This is a genomic window from Streptomyces sp. NPDC006510, from assembly GCF_040611955.1.
In the GTDB taxonomy this organism is placed as follows: domain Bacteria; phylum Actinomycetota; class Actinomycetes; order Streptomycetales; family Streptomycetaceae; genus Streptomyces.
This window is the reverse complement of record NZ_JBEXPH010000224.1, coordinates 1-12,011: the sequence shown is the minus strand read 5'-3', so window position 1 is coordinate 12,011 and position 12,011 is coordinate 1. Positions and strand designations below refer to the sequence as shown.

Here is a 12,011-nt window from a genome sequence, read left to right as displayed (position 1 = left end):
GGAAGAGTGCGCCACAGTTGCGGGCGGTCCTCGGCGGACCGCAGACCGCGCAGCACCTCCGGATGCGGAGCCGCGTAGAGGACCGGGTAGTCCACTTCGCCGTGCTCCGGGCGGACGGGCCACGCCAGCCGCTCCGCGTCGAGCGAGAACTGCGCGTCGACGCCCGGCTTGTTGCCCCGGGGGTCCTGGCGGTCCCAGCGGTCACGGCCGGGCAGCCGGACCGCGATCAGCCCGTGCACGGGGCCGGGCCCCCCGTTGTCGTCGGCGAGCGCCTGGTAGCAGAGGGCGGTCGGGATGCCCGCCGCGCGCAGCAGGGCGGCCAGGGCGTGGGACTTGGCATGGCAGATGCCGTTGCGTGTCGCGAGGACGTCGGAGGCACGCCAGGCGACTCGCAGGTCGCCGGAGTCGGCGGAGTGCGGAATGGTGTCCCGCACCCAGGCATAGGCGGCAGCCGCGTATGCATATGCGTCGGTGGTGTCGCCACGGAGTTCGTCGACCGTCTCCCGTACCAGCGGATGCTCATGGTCGATGGCCTCGTCGGCGGCGAGATAGGCGGAAATTTCCGGGACCTGCTGGATCAGCTCCATGGCCGCCGAGCGTAGACAAGCGGCCGACCGGGCGTCAATGACTTTCCGGTCGACCGCATATCTATTCAGATTCGGCTACTTGGCCATCTCTTCCTTCAGGGCGAGGAGGAACGCGTCGACGTCGTCCTCCGTCGTGTCGAAGGCGCACATCCAGCGCACATCGCCGGCCGCCTCGTCCCAGAAGTAGAAGCGGAAGCGCTTCTGCAGCCGCTCGCTCACCTCGTGGGGCAGCCGGGCGAAGACGGCGTTGGCCTGGACGGGGTGGAGGATCTCCACGCCGTCCACCGCACGCACACCCTCGGCGAGCCGCTGGGCCATCGCGTTGGCGTGCCGGGCGTTGCGCAGCCAGAGATCCCCGGCGAGCAACGCCTCCAGCTGTACGGAGACGAAGCGCATCTTCGACGCCAGCTGCATCGAAAGCTTGCGCAGATGCTTCATCGCGCGGACTGCGTCCGGGTTCAGGACGACCACGGCCTCACCGAAGATCGCCCCGTTCTTCGTGCCGCCGAAGGACAGCACGTCGACGCCGACGGTGTTGGTGAACGTACGCATCGGTACGTCCAGCGACGCCGCGGCGTTGGCTATCCGGGCACCGTCCAGATGAACCTTCATGCCGTGCCCGTGCGCGTGGTCGCAGATGGCACGGATCTCGTCGGGTGTGTAGACCGTGCCCAGCTCGGTGTTCTGGGTGATCGAGACGACCTGCGGCATGGCGCGGTGCTCGTCGTCCCAGCCGTATGCCTGCCGGTCGATGAGCTCGGGGGTGAGCTTGCCGTCCGGGGTGGGCACGGTGAGCAGCTTGAGGCCGCCCACCCGCTCCGGGGCACCGCCCTCGTCCACGTTGATGTGGGCGGACTCGGCACAGATCACCGCGCCCCAACGGTCGGTCATCGCCTGGAGGGAGACGACGTTGGCACCGGTTCCGTTGAAGACCGGGAAGGCTTCGGCGGTGGGGCCGAAGTGACTGTGCATGACGCGCTGGAGGTGCCCGGTGTACTCGTCCTCGCCGTAGGCGATCTGGTGACCGCCGTTGGCGAGGGCGAGGGCCGCGAGGACCTCCGGGTGCGTGCCCGCGTAGTTGTCGCTGGCGAAACCGCGGATCTGCGGGTCGTGATGGCGCCGCGCGTCGGTCCTTACGGTTGTGGGGTCAGCCACAGGCGCTTTCCGTTCACTTCCGGGGCGGGCCGGTCCCAGACGCCGGCGATGGCATCGGCCAGTTCCTTGACGTCGGTGAAGCCCGCGAATTTCGCATTGGGGCGCTCGGCGCGCATCGCGTCGTGCACCAGTGCCTTGATGACCAGGATCGCAGCCGCGGTCCTGGGCCCTTCGTCGCCCCCCGCCTTGCGGAACTCGTCCGCGAGCGCGAGCGTCCAGGCCTCGGCCGCCGCCTTCGACGCGGCATAGGCCGCGTTTCCCGCGGTGGGCTTGCTCGCCCCGGCCGCGCTGATCAGCACATAGCGACCCCGGTCGCTGCGCTGCAGACCCTCCTGGAAGGCCAGCGAGGTGTGCTGGACCGTACGGATCAGCAGCTTCTCCAGCAGGTTCCAGTCGGCGAGGTCGGTCTCGGCGAAGCTCGCGCTGCCGCGCCAGCCGCCGACGAGGTGGACCAGACCGTCGATCCGGCCGAACTCCTTCTCGGTCTTGTCCGCCCACTCACGGGTGGCACCGAGGTCCAGCAGATCGACCGTGTCGCCCGTGACGGTGGCGCCGCCGTGGGCGTAGCGCGCGGCGTCGACCGCCTCGGCCAGGCGGGCGGCGTCCGCGTCGGACGCGACGACGGTCGCACCGGCCTCGGCGAGCCTCAGCAGTGTGGCCCGGCCGGCCGGGCCCGCGGCTCCGGCGACCGCGACCACGGCACCTTCGAGAGCGCCGCTCCCGTTTCCCCTGCCGTTTGCGTTCATGGCCACCGCCTCCTCAGCACCGGCGCTCACGCGGCTGCCCGCTCGGCATCCGCAGCGGTGATCCCCTTGGTCGAGGCGATCACGTTCTTCAGCTTCTTGGAGAGCGCCTCATAGAACATGCTCAGGGGAAACTCGTCCGGAAGCACATCGTCGACGAGCTTACGCGGCGGCTGCGACAGGTCCAGCGCGTCCGGACCCTTGGCCCAGCGGGAGCCAGGGTGCGGGGCGAGGTAGGTCGAGACCAGGTCGTACGCGGCGAACCAGTGGACCAGCTTGGGGCGGTCGATGCCGTCGCGGTAGAGCTTCTCGATATCGGCACAGAGCTGGTTGGTGATCTGCGGGGCGCGGTCCCAGTCGATCTTCAGCGTGTTGTCGGTCCAGCGGACCACATCGTGCTTGTGGAGGTACGCGAAGAGCAGCTGGCCGCCGAGGCCGTCGTAGTTGCGGACGCGCTCGCCGGTGACGGGGAAGCGGAACATCCGGTCGAACAGCACCGCGTACTGCACGTCACGGCCCTGGGCGAAGCCGTCGGCCTCCAGCTTCACGGCCTCCTTGAAGGCGGTGAGGTCGCAGCGCAGCTCCTCCAGGCCGTACATCCAGAACGGCTGGCGCTGCTTGATCATGAAGGGGTCGAAGGGCAGGTCGCCATGGCTGTGCGTGCGGTCGTGGACCATGTCCCAGAGCACGAAGGCCTGCTCGCAGCGCTGCTGGTCGGCGACCATCTCCCGGATGTCGTCGGGCAGTTCGACGCCGAGCAGCTCGACCGATGCCTCGGTGACCCGGCGGAAGCGGGCCGCCTCGCGGTCGCAGAAGATGCCGCCCCAGCTGAAGCGCTCGGGGGCCTCGCGCACGGCGATGGTCTCCGGGAAGAGCACGGCGGAGTTGGTGTCGTACCCCGAGGTGAAGTCCTCGAAGGTGATGCCGCAGAACAGCGGGTTGTCGTAGCGGGTCGCTTCGAGCTCGGCCAGCCACTCGGGCCAGACCATCCGCAGTACGACCGCTTCGAGGTTGCGGTCCGGGTTGCCGTTCTGCGTGTACATCGCGAAGACGACCAGGTGCTGCAGTCCGTCGGTGCGGTCCTTGGCCGGCTGGAAGGCGAGCAGCGAGTCGAGGAAGTCCGGCACACCGAAGCCGTCCGTGGCCCAGCGACGCAGATCGGCGGCGAGGGCGCGGTGATACGCGACGTCGTGCGGCAGCAGCGGGGAGAGCTCCTCGACCGCGACGATCACCCGGTCCAGCGTCGTCCGCGCGGCCTCCGGAGACGGCGCCCCTTCGGCGTCGAAGTCGATGGAACCGTCCTTCGACTGCCAGGGGCGGATCTCCTCCACGGCATTCTTGAGCGCGGGCCAGGCGGGATGATCGACCACCCGCTGGTCCGTGGCTATGCCGCCTGCGGCGACGTCGTGCACAAGAATTTCCGTCATAACTCTTCCTCCACGGGAGAACCTCGCGTTAAGCAACCGTATCCGTGTGCGGTTCCTTGAGACAAGTGGGGCTCAGAAAATTATCCTGCCGACCCCCCACGGTCACCGCGATTCTTCCTGCGCGGAACGTTTCCGGCAGCCACTTCCATCGGCCCGGCGGGCCCGACGGGCCACCGGCCCGGCGGCCACTAGGCTGCCGAATCGCCGTAGTGCCTCGTGGGTAGGAGCCGCACGCGGGAAGACGCCGTCTACGGAAGCGGGTTGCCTTGTCTTTTCTCACCATCGGACATCGCGGAGTGATGGGTGTCGAGCCGGAGAACACCCTGCGCTCGTTCGTCCACGCCGAACGGGCCGGAATGGACGCGATCGAACTGGACCTTCATCTGAGCAAGGACGGCGCACTGGCCGTCATGCACGACGCCGATGTGGACCGTACGACGGACGGCAAGGGGCCGATCAACGAGAAGACCCTGTCCGAACTGCGGGAACTCGATGCCGGGCAGGGCGAGCGGGTGCCGGTCTTCGAGGAGGTGCTCGACGCCGTACGGTCCCCCGTGCAGGCCGAGATCAAGGACGCCGCCGCGGCCCGCGCGCTGGCCGAAGTGATGCTGCGACGCGATCTCGTCGACCGGGTCGAGGTGTCCTCGTTCCATGACGAGGCGGTGGCCGAGATCGCCCGGCTGGTGCCCGGAGTGCGGACCGTGCTCATCGCGAGCCGCTGGCAGAGCGATGTGGTGGACCGGGCGAAGGCGGTGGGGGCGGCGACCCTGGCACTGAACATCCGCCGCCTCACCCTGGAGGTGGCCGAACAGGCGCACGCCGAGGGGCTGAAGGTGATCGGCTGGGTGGTGAACACCCAGGACCATCTGCGGCTGGCACGCGCCCTGCGGCTGGACGGCGCGACCACCGACTACCCGGAGATCCGCCGCGCCGGCCGCTTCACCGCCTGATCCAGGGCCCGGTCAGACCAGGTCCTTGACCAGCAGCTCGAAGGCGAGATCGTCGCGCTGCGGAATTCCGAAGCGCTCGTCGCCGTACGGGAACGGGCTGAGCTTTCCCGTACGGCGGTAACCTCGCCGCTCGTACCAGGCGATCAGCTCCTCGCGCACCGAGATCACGGTCATGTGCATCTCGCTCACACCCCAGCTCTCCCGGACGGTGCGCTCGGCCTCGGCGATGATCACCTTGCCGAGCCCCGCGCCCTGCAGTCCGGGACGGACCGCGAACATCCCGAAGTAGGCGGCGTCGCCGCGGTGTTCGAGCTGGCAGCAGGCGACGAGCGCACCGTCGCGCTCCACCACGAGCAGTCGGCTGCCGGGCGCTTCGACAACCTGTCGCACGCCGTCCGGGTCCGTCCGCTGCCCCTCCAGGATGTCCGCCTCGGTGGTCCAGCCGGACCGGCTGGAGTCCCCGCGGTACGCCGACTCGATCAGCGTCACCAGTGCGGGCACATCGGCGTCGGCCGCATCGCGAAAGGTCAGCTGTCCCGAGTCCTGGGCGGGGGCGATGTCCATGGCGACGCTCCGTTTCTGTGCTGTGGCCGTGCCGGAGCAGCGTAACCCGGGTGCCCCGAACTAGATTCGGGCGCATGGTTCATGTGCTGAGCAGCCGGATCCTGCTGCACCCGGCCGATCCCGAGCGATCGCGGGTCTTCTACGGGGGGCTGCTCGGGCTGCCCGTCTACCGGGAGTTCGGGACCGGGCCCGAGCGGGGCACGGTCTACTTCCTCGGCGGGGGCTTCCTGGAGGTGTCCGGGCGCGCCGCCGAGCCGCCGGTGCCCGGTCTCGAACTGTGGATGCAGGTCGCGGACGTGCGGGCGGCGCACGAGGAGTTGTCGGCGCTCGGCGTCGAGGTGCTGCGGGAGCCGGTGCGCGAGCCGTGGGGGCTGGTCGAGATGTGGCTCCGCGATCCGGACGGGCACCGGATCGTCCTGGTGGAAGTACCGGCGGACCATCCGCTGCGGTACCGCCCCTGAGTCCTGGCAACGGGGCGCCGTCAGTGCGGGGTTCGGCTTCGCCGCGCGCATTCGACGAGCACGGGCAGGGCCTTCTCCAGGCTGCCGTCATGGTCGGCGAACGGGAGACGCACATGGTGGCGGAAGCCGTCCACGGCGGAGAAGGCCGGGCCGGGGACGATCAGTACCCCCGCGCGGCGGGCCAGCTGGGCGGTGGCCTCGGCGTCGGCGCCGGGGATCTCCACCCAGAGGGCGGAGCCCCCGTCGGGGCGTTCCCATCGCCAGCCGGTCCGCCGGTCACGCAGGAGCCGTTCGGTCTCCGCCAGACGTTCGCGCAGCCGGGAACGGCGTCGGGTCCGGGCCTCGGGCAGTTGCCGGAGCAGCTTCACGGCCAGCATCTGGTCCACCACCGGGCAGGACAGGTCGACGGACTTCTTGATGTCGGCCAGGCGGTGGATCACGGTGGTGGAGGCACGGATCCAGCCCAGCCGGAGGCCGCCCCAGAAGAGCTTGGACAGGGTGCCGACGGTGGCCGTGGCGGCGGGCGGCAGCAGGCCGGCGAGGGAGACCGGTGCGGCGTCACCGTGCAGGGACAGTTCGGCGTAGGCGTTGTCCTCCACCAGGTACAGGCCCTGTTCGGCCAGTACGGCGGCCCAGGCGCGGCGGGTGGGCTCGTCCATGCCGCGTCCGGTGGGGTTTTGGACGGACGGCTGCAGATAGACGAGGCGCGGCCGGACGTGTCCGGCCAGCCGGGCCAGTGCGCGGGCACCGTGCGCCCCGTCCACGGGCAGCGGGACGAGCCGTGCGCCGCGGGCGCGCAGCGCTTCGAGAGCGCCGCGGTACGTCGGGTCCTCCACGATCACCGTGTCACCGGGCTCGACCAGGCCCTGGGTGATCAGCCAGACGGCCTGCTGGGATCCGGCGGTCACCAGGATCTGTTCCGCAGAGGTCGGCAGGCCCGCCGACCGGTGGTACTCGGCGATCGCCTCGCGAAGCCCCGGCAGGCCGTACGGGAGGTATCCGTCGCCGGCCAGCGCTGCGGTGAGGTCGTCGGCGGACAGGTCACCGACCGCCGCGGCGACCGCGGGCAGGCCGTCCAGCGCTCCGCTGGACAGGTCGATGCCGCCGTCCCTGGTCCCGAAGCTGGCCAGCCGTCCCTCGGTCGCGGGCTCGCCCACCGCGCCGGAACCCCGCAGCCGGGAGCCGCTGCCCTGCCGGCTCTCCAGCCACCCCTCGGCCTCCAGCAGTCCGTACGCGGCCGTCACCGTGGAGCGGCTGACGCCCAGCGCCGTCGCCAGGGCTCGCTGCGAGGGCAGCACAGTGCCCGGTGCCACGTCTCCGCGCTGCGCCAGCTCGCGCAGCGCCTGGGCCAGCAACTGCGGCATCGCGCCCGTGCCGTCCTTGGACCACCCGGTCAGCAGCCGCGACAGCCGGGTGGGCGGAATCCGGTCCATGCCCCCATCATCGCCCGCCGCAGGCCAATTGCCCTCAAGTGGTCTTTGCCGCCCCCCGGCGGCTCGCACATGATCGGGAGAACGCCGTTGCAAAGGAGCAAGAACATGGCGACCGTGGTGCTCGTCGGGACACTGGACACCAAGGGGGCGGAGTACGCGTGGCTCTCGGCGCGGCTCCGTGAATCGGGCTGCGACGTGGTGCTCGTCGACGCCGGAGTGATGCCGTCGCCCGCGGGCACCCCCACGGGTGATATCGACGCCGCGGCCGTCGCGCGCCGCGCCGGGCACGGCCTGGAGGAACTGCGCGCCGCCGGGGACCGAGGTGCGGCCGTGACCGCCATGGCCGAGGGTGTCGAACGGATCGTCGGTGATCTGCACCGCGAGGGACAGCTGCACGCGGTGCTGGCCGTGGCCGGGAGCGGAGGGTCGTTCATCGCCGCGCGTGCCATGCAGGCGCTGCCCATCGGTGTCCCGAAGGTGCTGGTGTCCACCATGGCCAGCGGGGATGTGTCACCGTACGTGGGCAGCAGCGACATCACCATGATGTACAGCGTGGTCGACATGGCGGGCATCAATTCCGTGTCGTCACAGATCCTGGGCAACGCGGCGGCCGCGGCGGCCGGCATGGCCATCCACCACGAGCGGAGCCTGAAGCGGTCGGAGCCCCAGGGGCGTCCGCTGATCGGCGCCAGCATGTTCGGCGTCACCACTCCCGCGGTCGACGCCGCCCGGCAACGGCTCGACGAGCTGGGCTACGAGGTCCTGGTCTTCCACGCCACCGGCGCGGGCGGCCGGGCACTGGAGAAGCTCGCCGCGGGCGGGTTCCTCGCCGGTGTCCTCGACCTGACCACCACCGAACTCGCTGACGATCTGGTCGGCGGCGTGCTGAGCGCCGGCCCCGACCGGCTCACCGCGGCGGGCCGGGCGGGCCTGCCTCAGGTGGTCGCGCCCGGCGCGCTGGACATGGTCAACTTCGGCGCCGCCGACACCGTCCCGCACCGCTTCGCCGAACGCCACCTCCTCGTGCACAACCCCACCGTCACCCTGATGCGCACCACGCCCGACGAGATGGCCGAACTCGGCGCCTCCATGGGGCGCAAGCTGGCCTCGGCACACGGCCCGACGGCGGTCCTCTGGCCGATGGGCGGCGTCTCCGCCGTGGACGCCCCGGGCGGCCCGTTCCACGATCCGGAGGCCGACGCGGCCGGGCTGGCGTCCCTGCGTACGGCTCTGCGGGGCAGCGCCGTCGATCTGCGCGAGATCAACGCCCATATCAACGACGCGTCGTTCGCCGTCGCCGCCGCCGACCACCTCCACCAGCTGATCACCGCTCAGGAACGTTCGCACCCGAGCATCTGAGCAACGAGAACACACCGACCGAAACAGGAGTCCATCCGTGAACCGCAACCAAGCCCTGTCGCGCCTGACCGAGCAGGTCGCAGCAGGCAAGGCCGTCATAGGCGCAGGCGCGGGCACCGGTCTGTCCGCCAAGTGCGCGGAGGCCGGCGGCGTCGACCTGCTGATCATCTACAACTCCGGCCGGTACCGGATGGCCGGGCGGGGTTCGCTGGCCGGCCTGCTGCCCTACGGCGACGCCAACGCCATCGTGCTCGACATGGCGGGCGAGGTCCTGCCCGTGGTGCGGGACGTCCCCGTGCTCGCCGGGGTGTGCGGCACCGACCCGTTCCGCATCATGGGCAACTTCCTCGACCAGTTGAAGGCCGTCGGCTTCACCGGCGTACAGAACTTCCCCACCGTCGGACTGTACGACGGCAGGTTCCGCGAGAACCTCGAAGAGACCGGCATGGGCTTCGGTCTGGAGATCGACATGATCCGCCAGGCCCACGAACGCGATCTGCTCACCGCGCCCTATGTGTTCGACCCCGAGCAGGCCGCCGAGATGGCGCGGGCGGGTGCCGATGTCCTCGTACCGCACGTCGGGCTGACCACCAAGGGGTCCATCGGCGCCTCGACCGCGCTCACACTCGATCAGGCCGCCACCGCCGTGCAGGAGATGCACGACGCCGCCAAGCGCGTCAATCCCGACATCATCGTGCTCTGCCACGGCGGGCCGATCGCCGAACCGGAGGACGCCCGCTACGTCCTGGAACACACCTCCGGGATCGCCGGCTTCTTCGGCGCCTCGTCCATGGAACGGCTGCCCACGGAGCGCGCCATCACCGAACAGGCACGCGCTTTCAAGTCCCTCACGCTCGGCTGACGAAGGGGCGCAAGCACAGCGCGCGGCGGGAACACTCCCTCCGCGCGCTCCCCTTTTGCCCCAGTGCGCCGCGTACGACAGTCCTGGTCCGGGCATCGACCGAGGGGGACCGTGTCGTACAGCCAGGGGGAGGTGCGCTGTGCACGGATCGGCGATGTCGGGCTGGCTGCTGATGGCGTTGTGCGCCACGACGGCTGCGTACTGCCTGCTGCGCACCCGCAGCGAGACCGGAGAGGGTCGCAGGACGGCACGTGCGGAGGCGCTGATGGGCTTCGGCATGGCCGCCATGGCGGTGCCGGCGGCCGTGGTGACGCCCCCCGCGTGGGGGTGGGCGGTGTACGCGGCGCTGTTCGGAGCTGCCTCGTTGCGCGCGTTGTGGTTCTCCCGGCGCGGCACACACCATCTGCACCACCTGGTCGGGTCCGCGGCGATGGTCTACATGGCCCTGACGATGGCACCGGGCAGCGGAGCGGCACACGGCGGACACACGGGTGACGGGGTCACGGCGACGGCCGGGGGCGTGCCCCTGCTGACCGGACTGCTGCTGGCCTACTACGTGGTGTACGTGCTGCGGTCGGGCGCCCGGTTGATACCGGTTGCCGCCACCGCCACGGCGGGCGGCGGCACTGCCGGGGGTTCCTGGGGTACGCGGCCCGAGCTGGCGCTCGCCTGTCGGCTGACGATGGGGATGGCCATGTTCGCGATGCTGCTCACCCTGTGAGACGGGCGACCGGGCAAACCGTGGTCTGCGTCACTTGCCGTGCACAGCCATACCCGTGGGCACCACGCCCCTCATAGGCTGACGTCATGTTGGTCTCCCTCGCGCTGCTGCTGCTCGGTGCACTGGCCGCCGTCCTGACCCCGCGGCTGATGGCCAGGGCACGGTGGCCGGAGCGCGAGCCGGTGGTGGCCCTGTGGGTGTGGCAGTGCGTGGTGGCCGGGGTGCTGCTCTCCTTCGCGCTCTCGATGACGTTCAGCGCGGCCGCTGCCTGGCAGGCGGTGCGCGGGCATGTGTTCGCCCCGGCGCCGCGCGCCGTGGTGGAGGCGTACGCGTTGGGCGGGCACGGCCGGTGGTCGGCCGCCATGGCGGTGCTGCTGGCGCTCGGCGGGGTGTGGTCGGCGGTGATGCTGACCCGGGAGATCCACCGGGCCCAGGTACGTCGCAGGCAACGGCGTGCCGAATTGCTGGTGCGTGCCCCGCTGATGCCCGGCGAGGAGCCCGGCAGCGGCCGTCTCGTTGTGCTGGAGGGAGAGCGTCCGGATGCCTGGTGGCTGCCGGGCGCCGCACCTCAACTGGTCATCACCACCACGGCACTCCGACGCCTGAAAGGCCGTCAGCTGGATGCGGTGCTGGCCCATGAGCAGGGGCACGCGAAGGCGCGGCACGACTGGCTGCTGCATTGTTCCGGCGCGCTCGCGACCGGCTTTCCGCAGGTTCCGGTGTTCGCGGCGTTCCGCGACGAGATGCACCGGCTGATCGAACTGGCCGCGGACGACGTGGCGTCGAAGCGTTTCGGACGGCTGACGATCGCCCTGGCGCTGGTGGAACTCAACGAGGACCGGGGCGTGTTCGGCCCCTGCCCGGCGCCGGACGCACAGCTGCCGCTGCGGGTGAACCGGCTGCTGACCCCGGCGGACCGGCTCACCGCGGGCCGTCGGCTCCGGCTGACCGCGGCGGCCGCGCTGGTGCCGGTGGTTCCGCTTCTGGTGGCCTTCATTCCAGGACTCAGTGCGCTGCGATAGCCAGGGCCACCCGCCGTCCGCGAAGATCGCCCCATGCCGTCCCCGCAACTCTCCCCGCCGGTCCGTAACCGTTCCCGTGTCACAGCTGTCAAGGCGGGTGCGGTCTGCGCGGTTCTCGCACTGGTCGTGCTGATCCTCGTCGCCGTGCGCTGGTCACCGCTGATGACCCTGGACCGTGACGTCGCCACCGCCCTGCACCGCAGAGCGGTGACCGAACCCGGTCTGGTGCACGCCAACCGGATCCTGACCGACTGGGCATGGGATCCGTGGACCATGCGCGCCTTGATCACGGTGGCCGTGGTGGTGCTGTGGTGGCGCGGGGCGCGCCTGCTCGCGGTGTGGGTCGCGGCGACGAGCGTGCTGGGCACTGTGTTGCAACAGGGACTGAAGTCCGCAGTCGGCCGGGAGCGGCCGCGGTGGCCCGACCCGGTGGACTCCGCCCATTACGCGGCGTTCCCCTCCGGTCACGCGATGACGGCGGTGGTGAGCTGCGGCCTGCTGCTCTGGCTGCTGCGGCGGCACGGTACCGGGCCCCGGCTGTGGCGGACGGCGCTGTTCGTGGCGGGCGTATCGGTCATCGGGGTGGGCCTGACCCGCCTCTACCTGGGTGTGCACTGGCCGAGCGACGTACTGGGCGGCTGGCTGCTGGGGGCGGCTCTGGTGTCCTTCTCGATCGCCGGGTTCGCGCGGTACGAGCGGCGCGGCGGGCCCCGCACGCCCGGTCGCC

13 protein-coding genes are annotated in these 12,011 nt (G+C 70.8%); 7 read left to right on the top strand and 6 right to left on the bottom strand.

Annotation, left to right across the window (positions count from 1 at the left end):
- The 4 genes from ABZY11_RS38195 to ABZY11_RS38180 all read right to left on the bottom strand — a co-directional run.
- A partial coding sequence (locus ABZY11_RS38195) for a transglutaminase domain-containing protein (protein WP_356483571.1) occupies positions 1 to 587 on the bottom strand: 587 nt, incomplete at its 3' end.
- 75 nt (positions 588 to 662) lie between these two features.
- Positions 663 to 1,742: a low specificity L-threonine aldolase gene (locus tag ABZY11_RS38190; protein WP_356483570.1), complete on the bottom strand. Its 1,080-nt coding sequence runs from the start codon at positions 1,740 to 1,742 to the stop codon at positions 663 to 665.
- Positions 1,721 to 2,488 carry an SDR family NAD(P)-dependent oxidoreductase gene (locus tag ABZY11_RS38185; RefSeq protein WP_356483569.1) on the bottom strand — a complete coding sequence of 256 codons (768 nt, stop codon included), beginning with the start codon at positions 2,486 to 2,488 and terminating at the stop codon, positions 1,721 to 1,723. The genes ABZY11_RS38190 and ABZY11_RS38185 overlap by 22 nt, the downstream gene beginning before the upstream one ends.
- A gap of 26 nt (positions 2,489 to 2,514) precedes the next feature.
- Entirely contained in the window at positions 2,515 to 3,912 is a 1,398-nt protein-coding gene (locus ABZY11_RS38180; RefSeq protein ID WP_356483568.1) for a DUF6421 family protein, read from the bottom strand.
- 299 nt (positions 3,913 to 4,211) lie between these two features.
- Between ABZY11_RS38180 and ABZY11_RS38175 the strand changes: the two genes are divergently transcribed.
- On the top strand, positions 4,212 to 4,862 hold the full coding sequence (locus ABZY11_RS38175; protein WP_356483572.1) for a glycerophosphodiester phosphodiesterase family protein: 651 nt from the start codon (positions 4,212 to 4,214) through the stop codon (positions 4,860 to 4,862).
- Between the two features lie 12 nt (positions 4,863 to 4,874).
- On the opposite strand, the gene ABZY11_RS38170 is transcribed toward ABZY11_RS38175, so the two are convergent.
- On the bottom strand, positions 4,875 to 5,426 hold the full coding sequence (locus ABZY11_RS38170) for a GNAT family N-acetyltransferase (protein WP_356483567.1): 552 nt from the start codon (positions 5,424 to 5,426) through the stop codon (positions 4,875 to 4,877).
- 74 nt (positions 5,427 to 5,500) lie between these two features.
- Between ABZY11_RS38170 and ABZY11_RS38165 the strand changes: the two genes are divergently transcribed.
- A complete protein-coding gene (locus tag ABZY11_RS38165; RefSeq protein WP_356483566.1) occupies positions 5,501 to 5,887 on the top strand; it encodes a VOC family protein in 387 nt (128 codons plus the stop codon).
- A 20-nt stretch (positions 5,888 to 5,907) separates the two neighbouring features.
- Here the strand turns inward: ABZY11_RS38165 and ABZY11_RS38160 are convergent, their stop codons facing one another.
- Positions 5,908 to 7,320, bottom strand: coding sequence for a PLP-dependent aminotransferase family protein (locus tag ABZY11_RS38160; RefSeq protein WP_356483565.1), 1,413 nt, complete (start codon positions 7,318 to 7,320; stop codon positions 5,908 to 5,910).
- A 105-nt stretch (positions 7,321 to 7,425) separates the two neighbouring features.
- Between ABZY11_RS38160 and ABZY11_RS38155 the strand changes: the two genes are divergently transcribed.
- The 5 genes from ABZY11_RS38155 to ABZY11_RS38135 form a co-directional block, all read left to right on the top strand.
- Entirely contained in the window at positions 7,426 to 8,679 is a 1,254-nt protein-coding gene (locus ABZY11_RS38155) for a Tm-1-like ATP-binding domain-containing protein (RefSeq protein WP_356483564.1), read from the top strand.
- 37 nt (positions 8,680 to 8,716) lie between these two features.
- Positions 8,717 to 9,541 carry a phosphoenolpyruvate hydrolase family protein gene (locus tag ABZY11_RS38150; RefSeq protein ID WP_356483563.1) on the top strand — a complete coding sequence of 275 codons (825 nt, stop codon included), beginning with the start codon at positions 8,717 to 8,719 and terminating at the stop codon, positions 9,539 to 9,541.
- A 139-nt stretch (positions 9,542 to 9,680) separates the two neighbouring features.
- On the top strand, positions 9,681 to 10,262 hold the full coding sequence (locus tag ABZY11_RS38145) for a DUF5134 domain-containing protein (RefSeq protein WP_356483562.1): 582 nt from the start codon (positions 9,681 to 9,683) through the stop codon (positions 10,260 to 10,262).
- Between the two features lie 86 nt (positions 10,263 to 10,348).
- A complete protein-coding gene (locus ABZY11_RS38140) occupies positions 10,349 to 11,284 on the top strand; it encodes a M56 family metallopeptidase (protein ID WP_356483561.1) in 936 nt (311 codons plus the stop codon).
- Positions 11,285 to 11,317: 33 nt separating this feature from the next.
- The coding region (locus ABZY11_RS38135; RefSeq protein WP_356483560.1) for a phosphatase PAP2 family protein at positions 11,318 to 12,011 on the top strand (694 nt) is incomplete at its 3' end.